The sequence below is a fragment of the Oceanobacillus sp. CF4.6 genome (assembly GCF_051262635.1).
Classification (GTDB): domain Bacteria; phylum Bacillota; class Bacilli; order Bacillales; family Amphibacillaceae; genus Oceanobacillus.
Genome location: NZ_JBIMEX010000011.1, coordinates 70,079 through 89,133, shown reverse-complemented (window position 1 = coordinate 89,133; position 19,055 = coordinate 70,079). Strand labels below are relative to the sequence as shown.

Annotated in this window: 19 protein-coding genes; 9 read left to right on the top strand and 10 right to left on the bottom strand. The window is 37.7% G+C overall.

All coding sequences use genetic code 11. The features are described from left to right. Positions 1-53 precede the first annotated feature (53 nt). Positions 54-1,268, bottom strand: a complete 1,215-nt coding sequence (locus ACHABU_RS15775) for an MFS transporter (RefSeq protein WP_435765896.1) — start codon at positions 1,266-1,268, stop codon at positions 54-56. 428 nt (positions 1,269-1,696) lie between these two features. On the opposite strand from ACHABU_RS15775, the gene ACHABU_RS15770 reads away from it, so the two are divergent. The 4 genes from ACHABU_RS15770 to ACHABU_RS15755 all read left to right on the top strand — a co-directional run bounded on the left by ACHABU_RS15770 (position 1,697) and on the right by ACHABU_RS15755 (position 6,738). Beyond that, entirely contained in the window at positions 1,697-5,014 is a 3,318-nt protein-coding gene (locus tag ACHABU_RS15770) for an ATP-binding protein (RefSeq protein WP_435765895.1), read from the top strand. Continuing rightward, a complete protein-coding gene (locus tag ACHABU_RS15765) occupies positions 5,004-5,705 on the top strand; it encodes a response regulator transcription factor (RefSeq protein ID WP_435765894.1) in 702 nt (233 codons plus the stop codon). The genes ACHABU_RS15770 and ACHABU_RS15765 overlap by 11 nt, the downstream gene beginning before the upstream one ends. A gap of 102 nt (positions 5,706-5,807) precedes the next feature. After that, positions 5,808-5,990 carry an anti-repressor SinI family protein gene (locus ACHABU_RS15760; protein WP_435765893.1) on the top strand — a complete coding sequence of 61 codons (183 nt, stop codon included), beginning with the start codon at positions 5,808-5,810 and terminating at the stop codon, positions 5,988-5,990. A gap of 370 nt (positions 5,991-6,360) precedes the next feature. After that, complete coding sequence (locus ACHABU_RS15755) at positions 6,361-6,738, top strand: winged helix-turn-helix transcriptional regulator (RefSeq protein ID WP_435765892.1); 378 nt, start codon at positions 6,361-6,363, stop codon at positions 6,736-6,738. A gap of 180 nt (positions 6,739-6,918) precedes the next feature. Here the strand turns inward: ACHABU_RS15755 and ACHABU_RS15750 are convergent, their stop codons facing one another. Continuing rightward, positions 6,919-7,353 carry a universal stress protein gene (locus tag ACHABU_RS15750; protein WP_435765891.1) on the bottom strand — a complete coding sequence of 145 codons (435 nt, stop codon included), beginning with the start codon at positions 7,351-7,353 and terminating at the stop codon, positions 6,919-6,921. 454 nt (positions 7,354-7,807) lie between these two features. Between ACHABU_RS15750 and ACHABU_RS15745 the strand changes: the two genes are divergently transcribed. Continuing rightward, on the top strand, positions 7,808-8,233 hold the full coding sequence (locus ACHABU_RS15745; protein ID WP_435765890.1) for an HIT family protein: 426 nt from the start codon (positions 7,808-7,810) through the stop codon (positions 8,231-8,233). A 228-nt stretch (positions 8,234-8,461) separates the two neighbouring features. Here ACHABU_RS15745 and ACHABU_RS15740 read toward each other — a convergent pair whose 3' ends face one another. From ACHABU_RS15740 to ACHABU_RS15730, 3 genes are all read right to left on the bottom strand, one after another. Further along, positions 8,462-8,971: a Dps family protein gene (locus ACHABU_RS15740; RefSeq protein ID WP_435765889.1), complete on the bottom strand. Its 510-nt coding sequence runs from the start codon at positions 8,969-8,971 to the stop codon at positions 8,462-8,464. A 101-nt stretch (positions 8,972-9,072) separates the two neighbouring features. Then, positions 9,073-10,968 (bottom strand): heavy metal translocating P-type ATPase, encoded by a 1,896-nt coding sequence (locus tag ACHABU_RS15735; RefSeq protein WP_435765888.1) that lies wholly within the window; start codon positions 10,966-10,968, stop codon positions 9,073-9,075. A gap of 21 nt (positions 10,969-10,989) precedes the next feature. After that, positions 10,990-11,208 (bottom strand): heavy-metal-associated domain-containing protein, encoded by a 219-nt coding sequence (locus ACHABU_RS15730; RefSeq protein ID WP_435765887.1) that lies wholly within the window; start codon positions 11,206-11,208, stop codon positions 10,990-10,992. A 447-nt stretch (positions 11,209-11,655) separates the two neighbouring features. Here ACHABU_RS15730 and hxlA point away from each other — a divergent pair, with 447 nt between their 5' ends. The 3 genes from hxlA (at position 11,656) to ACHABU_RS15715 (ending at position 13,404) form a co-directional block, all read left to right on the top strand. Further along, on the top strand, positions 11,656-12,297 hold the full coding sequence (gene hxlA / locus ACHABU_RS15725; RefSeq protein ID WP_435765886.1) for a 3-hexulose-6-phosphate synthase: 642 nt from the start codon (positions 11,656-11,658) through the stop codon (positions 12,295-12,297). A gap of 1 nt (position 12,298) precedes the next feature. Continuing rightward, a complete protein-coding gene (hxlB, locus tag ACHABU_RS15720) occupies positions 12,299-12,853 on the top strand; it encodes a 6-phospho-3-hexuloisomerase (protein ID WP_435765885.1) in 555 nt (184 codons plus the stop codon). A gap of 287 nt (positions 12,854-13,140) precedes the next feature. After that, positions 13,141-13,404: a DUF1292 domain-containing protein gene (locus tag ACHABU_RS15715; RefSeq protein ID WP_435765884.1), complete on the top strand. Its 264-nt coding sequence runs from the start codon at positions 13,141-13,143 to the stop codon at positions 13,402-13,404. A gap of 163 nt (positions 13,405-13,567) precedes the next feature. Here ACHABU_RS15715 and ACHABU_RS15710 read toward each other — a convergent pair whose 3' ends face one another. The 3 genes from ACHABU_RS15710 to ACHABU_RS15700 all read right to left on the bottom strand — a co-directional run bounded on the left by ACHABU_RS15710 (position 13,568) and on the right by ACHABU_RS15700 (position 16,093). Beyond that, positions 13,568-14,767: an MFS transporter gene (locus ACHABU_RS15710; protein ID WP_435765883.1), complete on the bottom strand. Its 1,200-nt coding sequence runs from the start codon at positions 14,765-14,767 to the stop codon at positions 13,568-13,570. 12 nt (positions 14,768-14,779) lie between these two features. Beyond that, entirely contained in the window at positions 14,780-15,190 is a 411-nt protein-coding gene (locus ACHABU_RS15705; RefSeq protein WP_435765882.1) for a MarR family winged helix-turn-helix transcriptional regulator, read from the bottom strand. 465 nt (positions 15,191-15,655) lie between these two features. After that, on the bottom strand, positions 15,656-16,093 hold the full coding sequence (locus ACHABU_RS15700) for a CBS domain-containing protein (protein WP_435765881.1): 438 nt from the start codon (positions 16,091-16,093) through the stop codon (positions 15,656-15,658). 208 nt (positions 16,094-16,301) lie between these two features. Between ACHABU_RS15700 and ACHABU_RS15695 the strand changes: the two genes are divergently transcribed. Continuing rightward, entirely contained in the window at positions 16,302-16,748 is a 447-nt protein-coding gene (locus ACHABU_RS15695; protein ID WP_435765880.1) for a CoxG family protein, read from the top strand. Positions 16,749-16,789: 41 nt separating this feature from the next. On the opposite strand, the gene ACHABU_RS15690 is transcribed toward ACHABU_RS15695, so the two are convergent. Then, the gene (locus ACHABU_RS15690; RefSeq protein WP_435765879.1) at positions 16,790-17,713 is read right to left on the bottom strand and encodes a DUF4349 domain-containing protein; all 924 of its coding nucleotides are present in this window, start codon (positions 17,711-17,713) and stop codon (positions 16,790-16,792) included. A 116-nt stretch (positions 17,714-17,829) separates the two neighbouring features. After that, positions 17,830-19,017 (bottom strand): DHH family phosphoesterase, encoded by a 1,188-nt coding sequence (locus ACHABU_RS15685; RefSeq protein ID WP_435765878.1) that lies wholly within the window; start codon positions 19,015-19,017, stop codon positions 17,830-17,832. Positions 19,018-19,055: the final 38 nt, after the last annotated feature.

Below are 19,055 nucleotides of genomic sequence, written 5' to 3'. Positions count from 1 at the left end.
CTCAGAGAAAAGAGTTCGCACCTTAATTTTTGGCATGTTGTTTAGTAAGATAATTAGTCTTCCCTGTAAAAAATTATTTTATTTGACTTCAATACTGAAAATGAAAAGATGATAGATGAGACAAGCATGATAAGTGCCAATGTGATAATTGTAAGCCGTAATGAAATTATATCTGCTGCAAACCCAATTCCTAGAATAAATACTACTTGAACAGCACTTTGTATCAACTGATAAATACTCGTTACTCTTCCCATTATTTCTATTGGAACATTGTTTTGGTAGAAAGTCATAATTCCAGCATTTAAGAACACATTAAAGAAACCTAAGATGACAAATCCAACTACAATGGATAAAAATGACCATGAAAATGCATAGATTACATAACCGATCGTCATCATGACAAGACCAATAACAATCATATATCGAAGCGAGAAGAAATTTGAAAAAAGTGTAAGTAACATGGCACCTATAACAGAACCAATTCCAGTTGTACTAATCAATAAACTATACTCCATCTCAGAAAGCCCTATGACTTGTTGTGTAAAAACAACTTCTTGTGCATCCATAGCAAAGGAAAAAATCATTATCATAATAAAACCAAGGTAAATAAATGATACATATTTATTATGAGACATGAATCTCTGAACAACTGTAAAATCTCGAATCACTTGGGAAAAAGTCAATGTTGGAATGGTTTCTTTATTAATATTCTCTTTTTCTGGTAGAAAAAATAATAAAACTGCTGAAACAAGAAAGAATATTGTTGTTAACCATAATGTTGTTTCTACAGAGGTTAATAAAATAAGCGAACCCCCTATTGCTGGTCCAATAATAAATGCCCCGGAACTTGCAAAAGATCGAATAGAGTTAAATCGCTTCCTTTTTTCTTTTGGAACAAGAATAGCAATATATGTCATGGAGGATGGATTAAAAAATGCTTTTGCCACACTTAGGACAACCAAAATCCCATAAATAACTGCCATGTTTGGTGCAAATGGGATGAAGCAGATAAACACTGCTCTAATTATGTAGGTTACAATCATTACTTTTCTCTTGCTTCGATAATCAATGAAACTACCAGTCCAGAACTTTGTAACAATATTAGTTAATGGACCAACGATCCAAAGTCCTGCGACAGCAGCTGCTGACCCTGTTAGTTGATATACAATAATATTAATCGCAACTAAATAAATAAAGTCTCCGATACTCGATATTCCAATAGAAGATAGTAACAGCGCGGGGTCTCTCCAGTCCTTTAAGCGTGTCAAGAAAACACCTCTCATATTATTTTAAGTATTTAAATATCCTTATTTAATAATTTTCTGCGTTAACACAATAAAGAAATGGCTGCTTTGTACTGATCAATACATCATTTGTTAAGGATGAGTTATTTAACCATTTCCCAAAATTGTGTTGCTGCTTTTGGAATTGGACTAAACTCTTGCATCTGTTAGGACCATCAAGATTCCACTATATGAAGTAGCTTTTCCTCGTTCTTTTGCCTCCTATGGTCACTCATCGGCTTGGTGAGTTACTTTTCTCTTGGTTTTTTGCCTCGTCTCCTTTTCTGCAGTGACAATGCAGCTCAATATACTACTTCACCTAGATTATATTGTCACAAAAGTTGGAAAATACTATATTTACAGTTATAAATCTAGTATAATAGTCTTATAAAATGGAATCAAGGTGATAGCGAATGCGTCAAGTTCCAATCATGATAACGGTTGTATGCTGCATGCTTTTCATCATTACATACAACACTAGAGAAGGATTTGCGGAAGTATTGTTAGAGGAAGGAAAAGAAAGCTACCCGCTCGGTTCAGTAGTTGAACTGCTGGAGGATAAGGAAGAGCAATGGGATATAGATGATATAGCGAGCGGAAAGCTGGATGATCACTTTTTCCATTATCCAGGTGATGTTCCAAGCTATGGCTATACGGAATCGACATTTTGGGCACGCATTACCCTTTTCAATGATTCACAAGAAGAGGATTGGTTGCTCGATATGGCTTACCCTCCCCATGACTGGGTTGGACTTTATACTCCAACAAGGGACAAAGGATTCTCCTTGAGGGAGACGGGAGATCATTTGCCATTTTTAACAAGAGACATTCACCACCGTAATTTTGTCTATAAGCTCACCATTCCTCAAGGCGAGATGGTGACATATTATCTCCAAGTCGATACGGCTGGCTCCATGCAATTACCGATGACGATTTGGTCAGAAGATGAGTTTCATAAGAAGAGTCTAATGGAATATATTCTTCTTGGAATCTATTTTGGATTTGGCCTGATTATGGTTTTTTATAACTTATTTTTATTTATGTCCATTCGTTTTACAAGTTATCTGTGGTATGTCCTCTTCATCCTATCGCTCATGCTATGTCATTTCACTTTGAATGGACTTGCTTTCCAATACCTATGGCCGGAGCTGACGTGGTGGAACAATCGGGCCATCCTGTTCTTTATGGCCAGCGCGAATATCAGTGCCATGCTGTTTACGAAATCATTTCTTCAACTTAAAACGAATACACCCAAACTGCATAAACTCATTAACATTTTTATTCTCATACAACCGATCCTGATTGCAATTCTTTCGGTTAGTTACGAGTTAGCATTAAATTTAATCATGGGTTCGACCATTGGTTTGGTGTTGATTGTTATTACTGCGGCAATTCTATGTTGGAAAAATGGCTATGTTCCTGCCAAATATTTCTTTTTCGGATGGGTTATTTTTCTCATCGGCGTCACCTGTAGTTCCTTGGCCGATATGGGGCTAATTCCTGTAACCTTCCTCACGAAATATGCTTCTCAACTTGGATCAGGTATCGAAATCATTCTGTTCTCCCTTGCATTGGGTGAACAAATTAATCGGCTGAGCCAGGAAAAGGAAGCTGCGGAACAGCATGCACGACAGAGTCAGGAACTTGCGGTCAAACATTTACAACAGGCCAATAAGATAAAGGATGAATTTCTCGCAAATACTTCCCATGAACTACGAACACCATTACATGGCATGATTGGTATCGCTGAATCATTACGGGATGGTCCCGGTGTCGATGCGCGGATTAACCAAAATCTTTCTCTGATCATCACGAGTGGGAAACGGCTCACCCATCTGATCAATGATTTGCTTGATGTATCGAAACTAAACCATCATGAACTGGAACTGGAAATTGAACCCGTTTCTTTGAGGGAATTAGCTGAAGTGACCTGTACCGTCTCTTCCACTATCAGGTCAGCGAAACCAGTGGCTATACGGAATCTGATACCAGCCAGCCTCCCTCCTGTTGCCGCTGATGAAAATCGCCTGCAGCAGATTTTATACAATTTATTAGGTAATGCAATCAAGTATACCGATTCGGGAGAGATTACTCTATTCGCCGTGATGAAGGAAAAGGAAATAATCATATCTATTCAAGATACAGGCATTGGTATTTCCGAACAAGACCTGGAAATGATCTTTGCGAACTTTGAACGAGGATCAAACCTTAAAGACAGATCTTCCACTGGAACTGGTTTGGGACTCAGCATTACGAAACAGCTAATTGAATTGCATGGCGGAGATATCATGATCCAATCCACCCTTGGAAAAGGAACGAAGGTATCTTTTTCTATTCCCATATACCAGGGAGTGAAGCAACTTTTAAAGCGTGTGGTTTCGAATTCGACTTCCAATTTGCAGCAACCAATAGCAATCCAAGATGAATTGGCAGCGCTATCCGCAACTGAAATTCAACAGCAACGAATTTTGATTGCTGATGATGAAGTAGTGAATATTCAAGTCCTGCTCAACCATTTGTCAACAGCCGGATACCAAGTCGTTATTGCCTATGATGGAGAACATGCACTCGATCTTCTAGCTGAAAATACTTCATTCGATTTGGTGATTCTTGATGTCATGCTACCAAAACACTCCGGATTTGAAGTTGCAAAAAAATTAAGAGAGCAGTATTCATTAACCGAACTTCCTATTTTAATGTTAACGGCTCGTTCACAAACAGAGGATATTGTAACCGCCTTTGAAATGGGAGCAAATGATTATCTAGCCAAACCATGTTCCAAGGATGAACTGTTATCACGTGTAAAGACGCTTCTATCCTTAAAACAGGTGATGGAGGAAGTTGTTTCCGTTAATAAGGAACTTTCCCATTTAAATCGTTCACTTGAAGCAAAAGTAAAGAAGCGAACAGAGGAACTAGAAATAAGTACCGAACAGCTCAGAAGAACGGAAGGTGCAAGAAAGCAGCTGATGTCCAATATTTCGCATGAACTTGGCACACCAATGACTTCAGTCAAAGGGTATGTGAAAGCGATGATGGATGGGGTCGTCGATTCCAATGATCATAGCTATCTACAGATTGTGTATCAGAAAGTTTTATTTATCGATCGGCTAATTCAGGATTTGTATGAACTATCGAGGCTGGAATCAGGACAGATTAGCTTTCGATGGAGACAGCAAGCTGCTGGTGATTTGCCAGCGATTCTGCTTCAAAAGTATGAAATAGATGTAATAGCCCATGAAATCACATTTAAGATACAGGATGAACTAAAGGGTTCTGAACGCATGGAATTGGTGACGATTGATATCGACAGAATCGATCAGGTTCTACAGAATCTTATCTTTAATGCGATTCGATTTATAGGAAAATCTGGATTAATCGAAATAACGTTAAAAAAGACAAATTTCATTCCAATACAACACGATGAAGTTGGAAAATCTTCTGAGCACACACCAAGCCATTCTTATTTACTGATAAGTGTCCGTGATACCGGAAAAGGAATGCTTCCAGAGGAACTTCCACTCATATTCGATCGCTTTTACCAGGGGGATAAATCGAACAAAGAAAAAAGTAACAATACAGGTCTAGGACTATCGATTTCCAAACAGATTATGGAATACCATCAGGGTTACTTATGGGTAGAAAGCAAAGTAGGCAAAGGAAGTACATTCCATATCACTCTTCCTTTGTATCCAGTCGTTACCAAAGAGGTGAAAGGAATTGAAAGATGAAACAATCTTGATTGTAGAAGATGATGCAGATATTTGTCATTTAATCCAATTATATTTGGAAAAGGATTATTTTGTAATCATGGCTGAAGATGGTAAAAAAGCAATCGAACGTTTCCATGCCCATTCACCCGACCTTATTCTTTTGGATATCCTTTTGCCGGAAATGGATGGATTGGAAGTCTGCAGGCAAATTCGAAACGTTAATGAGGAAGTTCCCATTTTATTTTTGAGTTCCCGAAGCGAATATGAGGATCGTATTCTCGGTTTAGAGGCAGGTGCTGATGACTATATTATCAAGCCTTTTGACCCCGGTGAAGTGCTTGCTCGCGTCAAAGCGCATTTAAGAAGAAAAGAAATTGCTTTCAAACAACCAAGCGAAAACGTGTCCTTGGTGAAATTTGGAGAGCTTGAGGTGAATATGGGTAATTATACGGTTCTCAGGGATGGGGATCGCGTCCATTTGTATGCGAAAGAGATTCAGCTACTTTTTTTCCTAATCCAGCATCCCAATCACGTTTTCTCCATTGAGCAGCTGTATGATCAAATTTGGGGAGAAGACAAATTTGGGGATTATAAAACCGTCAAAGTTCATATTAGTAATATCCGGAAAAAATTAGAGATGAATCCTGCAAAACCAAAATTTATACTTACGGTTAGAGGATTTGGATATAAATTCTCACCAGAAAATTAAAAATTATTAATTTTTAAACCTTGTTTTAACCTTCCCCTATTATAATGATACAAGGCAGAAGTTAAGGTGAATTTTTCGGGGAAAGGGTGAACGGAAATAGAGATGCATTCACGACAATCGGTTGACATAGCGAAGTTGGATCAAGAATGGTTGCAATTGATATGGGAAGCTAGAAAACTCGATCTTTCCATAGAAGAAGTCCGTAATTTCCTGCAACAGAAAAACAAGTCAACATTTATTCTTCATCGGAATCCTGAGGTAAATGATACCCGTACTAAAACATAAAATCGGGTTTCTTAAACAAACACAATATAATTTAATGAAGACTCCGTTATAGAAGATGATAACGGGGTTTATTATTTTTTGAAGACTTCTCGAAATAACCCATATCCTCCAACGAGACAAGCACGTATGACGTTTAGCTTTCTCCTTCGTTTGTTTATTAAGCAATCCAGTTTCGAGAAAATCACAACCAAAAGAGCTCTCATTCCATGCGTAAGACCAAATTGGGATAAGAAACCTGTCCGGCTCAAGTCGTTAGGCTATACAATTCTAATTCGATACATGTATACTATCTTTTACAAATGACAGTATATTTTACGTATATAGTACATAAAAGTATACTGTTATCTCGATTAGATGAAGGGATGATTCCATGGATCATGGACGTGAAAGAGAGTTTAACTGTGAGAAAGAACTAACCCTTTCTGTTATAGGCGGGAAATGGAAAATGCTGATTCTTTGGAATTTAGGTAATGAAGGAACGACACGTTTTAATGAACTAAGACGACTCATTCCAGGAATTACCCAGCGCATGCTCATCACCCAACTTCGTGAATTAGAATCCGATTTTCTTGTTCACAGAGAGGTATATCCGGTCGTACCACCAAAAGTAGAATACTCGCTAACCGCACAAGGAGATTCGCTTCGCCCCTTGCTCGAACAAATGACGAAGTGGGGTATTTCTTACAAGGATTTTTTAGATGAAACCGTACCTAATTCGATTACGATCAAAGAAACGACGGCTAAATAACTAGCAGAAAGTAGGAAGGAATTTCTACGTACTTCTATTTCTGTAGAGAAAACTCAAAAAATGCTCAGTTCACTTTAGAACTGAGCATACTCTTCTATTATGTCGTTTCTAGCATTTCATCTACATTTCAGAAAAAATCACGATTGTGACCGCTTTCTTTTTGTCGTGCGCTTTTTTGTATTACTTGATTACTAGAACAGGACAAGTTGCATTTTGAACAATCTCATTACTGACACTACCAAGAAAGATTTTCTTCAGATTACCCAGACCACGACTTCCGAGGATAATCATATCAATAGCATGTTCTGTTGCATATTCACATACCTTTCCGCCTGGGTTTTTCTTTGTTTCCCCAATAATAATATTCGTTTCCACAGGAATTTCTAGTTTTTCGAACTCTTGTTTAATTTTTTCCATCTGTGGACGGAAATCTTCAGCTAATTCATAACCAATACTTCTGGATATACCTGCATTCGTATTCGGGCCCGTCGGCTTTACAACGGAGATGATATGGACTTCTGTATCAGGTAGTTGAGACGCTTGTACCTTAGCTTCTTCCAGTGCTTTTCTACTCAAAATAGATCCATCATAAGCAACAAGTACTTTCTTAGTCATCACAGAACCCTCCCTTTTCTATAGCAAAACGATTGACACTTCTATTCTAGCATAAATTACATTTACTTTTAAAAAATGCAGTCTAATTTATGATCGATTAATCCTAATGCTTATTTTTCGCTCATCTTTTATAAAATGAAAAAAGTTGCCAATAAAATGGAGCAAGGTCAGGTGGTGTGGTCCGATCAAAAGGATTGACTTATTCTGTATCTAAAGCTAGTTTAAATAATATAGCAAAGATAATTAACACAGGAATTTGGAGACGAAAATGTATTGAATCACACTCCAATGAAGTGTTCTCGTGATCCTGAAAAATTACAAGAAACCGCCGTTTTTCTTGGCATCTGCCTGGTAGAGCAAGCAGATTTGTAACAGGATCATTGCTGTGGGTAGAGATGGTGGATATGGAAGTATGACCATCTAAATCAGTCAATAAAATAAGGAGGACATCAATATGGAATTAAACAAAAATTGTATGTACTGCATGGAAGATGAAAATCGGGATAATCTTATGATCGAGATATGTCAGTTGGATGTCTCAACCGTTTTCCTTTTTAAAGAGCAGACCTATACAGGTAGATGTAATGTAGTCTATAAGGATCACGTTAAAGAATTATATCAACTGGAAGAACAGGAATTAGCTGCATTTATGAATGATGTTAAAAAAGTTGCCGCAGCTATAGATAAGACTTACCAACCAAATAAAATTAATTATGGCGCTTATGGAGATACAATGCACCACATGCATATGCATATTGTTCCAAAATATGAAGGAAAAGAAAATTGGGGTTCCACATTTGAAATGAACCCAAGCAAGACATACTTAAGTGATGAAGAATACAAGACGATGATTGAAAAAATCAAGAAAAACATCGTTTAATTTTGATGCTAAGTTACTTATTTCTAAACTCGTATTAAACACATGCAAAAGCTATCTTTTAAAAAGAAAGATAGCTTTTGCTTTGTTATAACCTGCAAGCTAAATTGATTGTTCAACTTTAGTTTAATAATGGAACAGGCGATTGTTTGAGTATATACGCTTTTCACTTATTATCATTATTAATGACTATATAGAATAAGCTGGGACCATATCTGCGGTCCCAGCTTATTATTCTTCTTCTCCTTCAAGTGCATCGTTTCCTAGATATGCTTGAAGCATCCAAATGGTCTGATCGAGATTTGCTTTATATTCTTTTAGCATATCTTCTGTTACAAAATCATCTTCTTTTACTGCTAATTCGATTGCTTTGATCGTGACATCCCGAATGGTTCGGTAATCACCGACTAATGCTTCTACCATCTCGTTGGAACTCATTTTCTTTTCATATGGCTTTTCACTAATAAATGCGTGCTCTAGATATTCTGCTAAGGTAGAATATGGTTTTTCACCAATGGCGAGCATTCGTTCGGCAAATTGATCGTAATATTGGTTTACTGCATTATATAATTCTTCAAATTTTTCATGTAATCTAAAAAAATCACGTCCTTGAATATACCAATGGAATTGATGGAGTTTTACATTCAAGACTCCTTGATTGGCAATGAGGTGATTGACCATAAATGCTGCTGTTGCATGATGATGGTGGTGTTCATGTTCTGTATGTGTTTGTTGTTCCATTTTTCATTCCTCCAGTAAATATTTTTTTGTTTTTCATTCGTAAGCTGAAATTAATGCTAGATTGCGCTTATCACCTCCTTTAATACCTCGCATTCTCTTGCTTAGGCATGTGTTACTTGCATGTTTGTATCTTCTTTCGTATTTTTTTGATTGAAGCGAATGAGTCGCATTGCATTTAAGATGACGAGCAATACACTTGCTTCATGGATGAACATACCTGATGCTAAGTGGACAGCTCCTCCCAAGACACCCGCGAGTAGAACAAAGACAATACCTACCGAAAAGAATGTATTTTGCTTCATATTTCGAATGGTTGCTTTTGATAAAGAATAGGCATGGGAGAATTGTTTTAGCTTATCTGCCATTAAGACGACATCCGCTGTTTCCATCGAAATGTCTGTTCCACCTTCACCCATCGCAAGTCCAATATCTGCAGTTGCTATCGCAGGGGCATCATTGATACCATCACCAGCCATGGCTACGATATGACCTTCTTCTTTCAATTTCTTCACATACGCTACTTTATCTTCCGGCAATAATTCTGCATAGAATTCATCTAAACCTAATTGGTTTGCAACTAATTCTGCGGTGTGTTTATTATCACCTGTAAGCATAATGATCTTCTTAATTCCATTTTTTCTCATTTCCGCTAACGCTTCTGGTGCATCGTCGCGAATTTGATCAGCAATCGAGAAGATTCCACGGACCTTTCCATCTACTGCTGCAAAGATTGCCGTATTTCCTAACTTCTCACGTTCGATTGCATATGCTGCGACCTCTGAAGGCAAGTCAATGTTTTCTGCATGCATTAACTTCCGATTACCAATTGCGAGCATTTGTCCTTCTACATTGGCACGAAGTCCATTCCCTTTGATGACTTCTGCCTCTTCAGGTTTTTCTCCTACATTCAATGCTCTTGCTTTCGCTTCTTTCACGATCGTTTGACCTAAATGGTGTTCAGAGATGGTCTCTGCTTGGGCAACCAATTGTAATAATTCATTTTCATCTTGTTTATCAAATGTATGGATGTCTGTTACTTCTGGTTTTCCTTTTGTTAATGTGCCTGTTTTATCAAAAACGAGTGTGTCGACTTTCGAGAATTTATCCATCACTTCTCCACCCTTGACGAGTACCCCGTTTTTCGCGCCATTTCCAATACCCGCGACATTCGATACGGGAGCACCGATAACGAGCGCCCCAGGACATGCGACAACTAAGAATGTAATGGCTGTGTGTACATCTCTTGTAAAGGCATAAACAAGGACAGACAATACGACAACGGCCGGTGTGTAGATATTGGCAAATTTATCAAGAAACTTCTCTGTTTTTGATTTCGATTCCTGTGCTTCTTCGACAAGTTCAATAATTTTCGCAAAGGTCGTATCATCTCCTACCTTTTCAGCAATGATTTCAATGTATCCATTATCGACAATCGTTCCACTATACACTTTGTCATCCAATTTCTTTGTTGCTGGTACAGATTCACCAGTAATTGCTGCTTCATTTAAAGATGCTTGACCTGTAATAATTTTCCCATCAACTGGAATCTTTCCACCAGGACGGATGATGACATGATCTCCTTCGACTACATTTTCTACGGGAAGGGTTAATTGATCCCCGTCGCGAACTACTGTAGCTTCCTGTGGGGCCATATCGACAAGTTCTTTTAAAGAGGATCTTGTTTTTTGCAATGTACGTGCTTCTAAAAAGTCACCGAATAGGAATAAGAACGTAACAACTGCTGACTCAACATATTCTCCAATAAAGATGGCACCAATTACAGCGATCGTAACAAGTAACTCAATACTGAAAGCCTTCATGCGAAGTGCCTGGAAAGCTTTTATGAAAATTGGAATACCTGCGATAACCGTTGCTGCAAGTAGGATTCCTTGCCGTAAGCCGTGATAACCTGTGATATGTGTAATGATTGCAAGAACTAATAATAGACCTGATATTGCGGTAATATGGTTTTTATGTTTATGAATAAATCGAATCATTTTTATCCTCTCTTTTCTCTGTTAATTTTTTAGTGATAAGACTTGGAAACCGAGCGTTGAAATGGTCTTTTCTAACTGGTGTACATGCACCTTGATTCGGTCAAATTCCATTCGAACCTTTCCTAGTTGAGGGAAAACGTTGACAGATATGACACCATTCATTTGTGATAGATGATCTTCCAACTTTTTAACGCAGCCAGCACATTCGAGTGGTGCAATTTGTAAAACTGCCTTCATCATTGTTTACCTCCTCTTCAACTGCCTTTCTTTATACGCTTATTATAGAATCCTTTCCAACTTATTTAATTGACCGTCATCAAGTTTGGAGATTTTCTTTAAAAAACTTTTTTGAATTCTCCTACTTGTTTCGTGCTATGCATTTATTGTAAAACGAGATAAGGCTTCATTCCTTGACCTAGATCAAGTTTTAAGTTTTACAGTGGAAAACTTAAAAAAGCTATCCATATCCAAGGCGAGAACAGACGCTTATTGGGGAGATAGCTTTCTTTTGGTAAATATGGCCTATTAAAATAATACTAACCTTCTTCGCAAATTTCCTACCTCTTTTTTGAAGACCACAGTATACTTTGAATCACTATATGTTTTCAATGTGCGTACTTATCAATTTTCGTTTAAGGATCTATACTAGGTTTGCAGGAAATTTTACAACAAAGGGGAAATGATAAAATGAAATTACAGTTAGCTTTAGACCTAGTCAACATTCCAGAAGCCATCGAATTGGTAAAAGAAGTAGAAGAACATATTGATATTGTCGAGATAGGGACACCGATTATTAATATAGAAGGTCATCAAGCAGTACAAGCAATCAAAACAGCATTCCCTAATTTAGAGGTTCTAGCAGACATTAAAATCATGGACGCTGCAGGTTATGAAGTTGCAAATGCGTCTCAAGCTGGCGCTGATATTATCACTATTCTTGGTCAAGCAGAAGATGCTTCCATCAAAGGTGCTGTTGAAGAAGCGAAAAAACAAGGAAAACAAATTCTCGTAGATATGATTGCTGTAAAAGATATCCAAACGCGTGCAAAAGAGCTTGATGCATTAGGCGCTGACTATATTTGCGTACATACAGGCTATGATTTGCAAGCAGAAGGTAAAGATTCATTCGAAGATTTACGTAGCATAAAAAGCGTCGTAAAAAATGCGAAAATAGCAATTGCTGGTGGAATTAAGCTTGAAACCTTACCTGAGGTCATTAAAGCACAACCAGATCTCATCATTGTTGGTGGAGGAATCACGGGCAAAGAGAACAAAAAAGAAGTCGCTGCACAAATGCAACACCTTATTAAAGCAGGCGTGACCGTATAATATGCAAACAATTGCTTATACAAAGGAAATACTTGCCGAGCTAAGTCGTACCATCGAGCGGATGGATGATGATGAAGCAGAAAATCTGGTAGATGGAATGCAGCGCGCAAATAAAATTTTTGTTGCAGGTAGTGGCCGCTCCGGTTTAATGGCGAAAGCATTTGCCATGCGCATGATGCATATTGGACTTGATCCATATGTCGTAGGCGAAACGATAACACCAAATCTCGAATCCAATGATATGCTTATCATTGGCTCTGGATCAGGAGAAACCAAAAGCCTGCTATCCATGGCCGAGAAAGCCAAAAGCATAGGTGCATCCATTGCACTGGTAACTACCAATCCTACTTCTGCTATTGCTCGATTCGCAGCTATCACGATTGAAGTTCCAGCCCAAGCAAAAGCAGAGGGAACTAGTGGGAAATCCATTCAACCAATGGGATCCCTGTATGAACAGTCCCTTCTATTATTTTATGATTCAATTATTTTACGATTGATGGAGAAAAAAGAACTCCACTCCGATACGATGTACGGAAGACATGCAAATTTAGAATAGAACAGGCGGTCAGGAAAGTTGTCCACGTTTCGAGGACTGTTCCTGACCCAAGTTCTTTTAAACATTCGTTGTAACTTGCTTCATAGTCCACATAACATCTATCTTTTTTTTGACGCATTCTTTTTTTACTCCACTATTTTAAATTTCCCCCATCCGCAAGATATCTGATTTCCATAAAATTTATTGGCATATGCTTATATTAGATTTGCATTATTTTCCTACTTCAAGTAAAACTAAAGAAAGCAATCACAAATTCATTTTATAATAAGAAAGGGAGGATTATTCAAATGGATAGAATTGAAGTTGGCGAAGTATTTACAATTACGGATGAAACGGCACAGGATCAAGAAGTTGAAGTGTTGGCAAAGGTTACCCTAGAAGATACGGACTATGTGGCCGTTAGCTTTTTAGAGGACCTACAAGAAGATAGTAAAGAAGAAATTGATCTCTTTTTCCTTAGAATCGACGATGGTGAGTTATCAGCAATTGAAACCGATGATGAATTTGATAAAGTCTCCGAAGCATTTGATGAAATATTGGATGATGAATAATTAAAAAAACAGATAAGCAAGAAGGCTTTATAAACGAAAAAGGCATTCCGAAAGTGTATGACATTTCGTTAGTTTATATAATAGTGAATGTTGATGATTTCTAACAACAATGCGAAAAAACCGACTCATACAAATGAGTCGGTTCCTTTCTTTTTGGGCAATTTTAGTCTTGTGGATTAAGTCTAAGTCGTTCAGCCGCTTTTTTACCATGCACCAAATAGTAAACTGCAATTGTAATAAAGGCAATGGCTGCCATGCCTAGATAGAGCCCTCGAAAGCCTGTTAATGGGAGAATGATTCCTAATAGAAATGGACCAGTTCCAACTCCAATGTCAAAGAACACAAAAAAGGTCGATGTGGCTAAGCCAACTCGATGGTTAGGAGCTTCGTTCACAGCAATGGTTTGTGCACTTGATTGCAATGTACCAAAGCCAACTCCAATAATTGCACCAGCTATAAGCAATGTAATTCCGAGTTGAGCCTGACTTAATAGAATTAACCCAACACCATATAATAAGATTGCCGGATACATGACAATGTTTTCCCCTCTAAGGTCAAACATCCGACCTGTTACTGGTCTGGAGAGTAATAGAAAGACCGCGTACATGACAAAGAAGAAACTTGCTGCATCCACTAAGTTTATTTCGGTTGCATAAGCAGTCATGAACGACAAAATACTGGAGTATACAAATCCAGAGATTGCAACGAAAATTGCAATTGGTAATGTTGTTTTTTCAAAGTAATCACTAAAACGGAAACCTTTTTTCACATTCTGGTGCTCTTTAACTTTTTCTCTCTCTGGTACATTCATGAGTAAAGTCGCTACTAAAGCAATGATTGAGAAGATTGTTGTTGCAACAAAGATCATGTCATCTGCAAAATATTGACTGATGATCAATCCTAAAAATGGCCCTACCGCCATTGCCAGGTTTGTACTCGTTGCAAAGTAACCCATCCCTTCTCCTCGTCGTACCTGTGGAATCACACCAACAGCAATCGTTCCTGTTGCGGTTGTACCAATACCAAAAGCAAAACCATGCAAAAATCGGATGAGTAATAAAAGTCCTAAGTTATTAACAGGAAAATAAAGTAACATGATAACTAAAAACAGTGCAATACCAAAGACCAACAGCCTCTTCCTGCCCACCGTTTCAATCATTTTTCCTGCTATTGGTCTTACAATAACAGCTCCCAAAACAAAGATACTTGATGCAAGTCCTGCCATACTTTGAGATGCCTGAAATTGTTCAATGGAATAAATCGCTAATGTTACCATTAACATATAAAAAGATACAAACAGCAGGAAATTAGCTGCTGAAACCATAATAAAATCTTTTGTCCATAATTTGGGTTTTCGATTCAAGAAAATTCCCCCTTATTTAAGTTTTCCTCTAAGAAGTTGTATCGTTCGTAAGGTTGTTTCCTTATCTTCCTCTGAAATTCCATCCATCAATTCTTGTTCAAAATTGCTAACAACCTGCAATGCTTCCTCATAAACTTTTATTCCTTTTTTCGTTAGTCTGATTCTTCGCTCTCGTTTATCTTTGCTTGGAATTTTTTCAATAAGCTGCTGTTCTTCCAATCGTTTGGCCGTACGAGAAATAGTTGGCTTCTCCACAGCAAGATAACTGCTGATTTCTATAAGTGTAGATGTCTCATGCTGTTTCAAGTAATACACCATTAACCATTGCGAATGATATAAGCCTACCTCGGCTAAATGTTCGTTTAAATTTTTCGTGAACGACCGCGTGAACTGTAAGTGTTGATGAAAAAACGAATGTTTCAAAGGACTTTCCTCCAATAACAAAAATAGTTACCTAAGTAACTATATACTTATTTTATGTAACTGTCTAGGTTTTTCCTGATGCTAGATTAAAAACCTTTATCAGTATTTGCCTCGATCCATATACCGCCAACTTAGTCATTAAACCGATTTAGTTATGAACTGCACCTTCCTTTTAAAAAAATCACATTACTTTAACACTTTAATACTTTATTATGATAAAATACTAAAAGATTTAGTTTATTCGCGAATAAGATGAAGAAGGCGTAGTAAACACTAAAAGATAAACAAAATTCCGGATATCGAAGCATCTTAAACACTGCTCGATATCCGTTTTTCGTTTGAGTGCCTGTCACTCCCCGAATTTTGATGAATTTTGTCGAATAAAAATATACTTGTCCACCACCGCTATATAAATATTATAACGATGGGGAACAAGCACGTTTATTATCTTCACTTACTTTTGTTTTACGACTGAGGTGCTGAAGGCGTTGAAATACTGGAAAGCGCCTGTTCAGCTTCATTGGCGTATTGGTTTTGTACTGCTAGATCTCCCAATGCTACCATTCCAACTATTTGACCGTTTTCAATTACCGGCAACCTGCGAATTTGTTGCTGTGCCATTAACTGTGCAGCTTGGTGCACATCCATATCCGGGGTACCTTCTACCATTTGTTGTGCTGTCATCACTTGTGAAACAGGCGTTTGTGCATTTTGTCCTTGCGCCGTTGTACGTAAAGTGATATCACGGTCCGTTACCATTCCGACCATTTGTCCACTATTATTTATAACTGGTACAGCCCCAATATTATACTGACTCATTATTGCGGCAGCTTCTTGTACAGATTGTGTTTCATTAACTGTCATAACCTGAGATGTCATGATATCTCTTACGTATTTTGACATATTTATTACCTCCCTTGTTTCATACCTCTATAGGTTGGCATATTTTACTGATGTTATACATTAGGTGCCTGTCACTCCCCGAATTTTGTTGAAATATGTCGAATAAAATTTTCATATAGCTTTTGGAACCACTTCTGTTGTTTCAACACGTCGTATCTTGGTAATATTACTATTATAACCATTTTTAACTATGACAGGAGGTAATCAAATGCCAGGCGGAAGTCATTCTGTTCAAGTGGATTGTCCGATTGAAACGGTTTGGACGTTTGTAAGGGATATTAATAACTGGGCACCATTAGTACCAGGTTATATAGAACATCAGATCATCAATGATAAGCAATCAACCTGGAAATTTGTCAGTGATATTGGAATTATTAAAAGAACGCTTCATATGGAAGTGGACATCATCAACTGGCAGGAACCAACCAAAGTTACCTTTAACTTAAAAGGAATTAATGAGAAATTCACCGGCTCGGGTTATTTTGAGGCGGAGAGAATCACAGAATCACGTACAAAAATCACTGGATATCTCGATATAAAAGCTAGTGGTTTACGTGGACGCGCCATAAATCCAGCGCTAAAATCCGTTATTCCAAAAACAGCCACCCAATTAACAGCAGCTGTTTCAAATGATATTCAAAAAATTTGTTCCTAAGGGGACTGAAGCAGGTTCGGTTCCACGCCGAATCTGTACCTTTATCCCTTCATCTTCTTCTTATAAACAAAAAATACAATCCATGCGATAGCTCCGAGTAAAATAAACAGTGGTAAATTTCCTATAATAAAAACAAAAATCCCAGAGAATGCAGAGAGAAGAAAGTTGATACTCTTCAAAAATTGTTGTTTTGTTTTTTCCCACGTATTTAAATCTCCGTCATTCATTCCAGAAATCGTTACATTGTTTTCCTGAATAGAAATCGTAACTGTTGCCAAATCCGTTCTGTTTTCTAAATACTTCATTCGCCCTGTTATTTCATCAAGCTCGCCTTGAACTTTTGCCAAATCTGCTGAAATCGTTAATAGATCTTCTGTTTCTTCCGCTTTCTCCATAAACGATAACAGCCTTTCTTCCACGACGCGTTTTGATTTCAAACGCGACTCCAAATCAATAAACTCTTCCGTTACGTCCTGACCTGAAATAGAACTTTCCAAAACATTGCTGCTTCCTTCTTCCACGATCACAATAAATTCACGAAACTGATCTTGGGGAATTCTTACAGTCATATGTCCATACGTGGAATTATTTTCAGTATCCCCAGTCATATTTGATTCCACAATATAGCCGCCACGATCTGCAACCTGAGACTGAATACGATTTAACGTCTGTTGATAATCTTTGACTTCAATATAAAGATTGGCGTTATAAATTATTTTTCGATCAGACTGAATGATTTCTGCTTCTTGAGATGCAGCTCCTTCCCCTTGGGAATCACTATCTTCTTGCACGGCAGCATGATCATTTCCCTCACTAATCGAATCATTAATTTCCCTCTCTATACTTTCCTCCGTATTAAAATTTGCTTGGTCACTGCTCGATTCACTACTTTCCGAATCATTGCTGCAAGCAGGCACCAGGATTCCTATACAGAGAACAATCAACAAAAGCATACCTTTCTTCATTTCGACCCACCCTCTTCACTTCTATACTAGTTTATATTAAGTATAGACGGAATTTACAGAAAAGGGTTACAATTATTTTTTAAAAAAAGAAACGAGGAACAGTGGGATAAGGAACCTTAGTCTCTGTTAATCTTACCCAGTTTTTCCATCAAATGCCTGACAAATGTATCATCTTTAACAAGCCAAGCTTCGTAGTTTCGCTTCAGAAAGTTTTCCGCTTCTTCATAGGTAGCAAAAGTTTGATCTAGTTCTGTTTGGTTTTGTTCAATTACCCATCGATCATCGTCTTCAGAAAAAATTATAAAAATGGCTTCCGTGCGGTTTTTATACATCGAACCAAATGATGATTGTTTTAGATTATATCGGTTTCGTTTCGCATCTTCTCTTAATGCATCCAAGTGAAAGGTATCTGTTACAAACAATTTATAAGCATCATTATTTAACGAGCAACCTGATGCTTTGGCATGCCCACCCCCAGCGAAACGGCCTGCAACCTCCGATACATCTACATGATCATGGATGGTCCGGAATCCCGCTCGTTTACCACCCATATTTAAAATGACAATATAATCGAGATGCGGATATTCTTTGCCAAGTTCATTTCCGAGCTCCGAGTGATACGATTCTGCATAAACAATCCCAGCATAGTGGTCACCAATCTTTGTTTGGACGAGCTGACGCTTTTTCCGACGGATATAGCGATCAATTTTATTATCTTCCATGCCAAGGATTTTCTTTTCAAAATCATCAAAGTAGAAATGATCACTTTTCTGTAATCGTTCGAGCATGATATCTTCAAATTCCTCAATGGATATCAGAAAAAAGAGCGCATTAAGCTGTCTTGCTGTTTGGTTCTCGTTTTTCTCCCATTCCCACGTATCATACTGTCTGACGAGATCTACAAATTCGGTTAGAGATTCGGTTGCCTTCAGTAATTGCTGGTCCACCAAATATTCATAAAGTAAGGAGGTTGCTGAGGTTAATTTTCCTTCCTCGTCTTCTACCACAACATGACCCCATTCATATTCGTTAAAATGCAATGCGGTTTTATGATGATCCAGAAATTGAACGTTCCCTCCAGCACGATAAAATTCTTCCAGTTTTTCTTCATTTTCTTCATTTACAGACAAATCGGTAACAAATAAAAATGTATCCTTATTCCCATTTTCCAGGAACCATTCAACTTCCCGATTTAAGCTTGCTATAGAGTTGTATCGTACCCGTACATCTTTACCGAAAGCCAGCTTCGCTAAAATTCCACAGCCAACTCCATCTAAATCATTATGCGACAATAGTCTATACATTTTCTTCACCTCAAGTATATTATGCTTTTAAAAGTGAA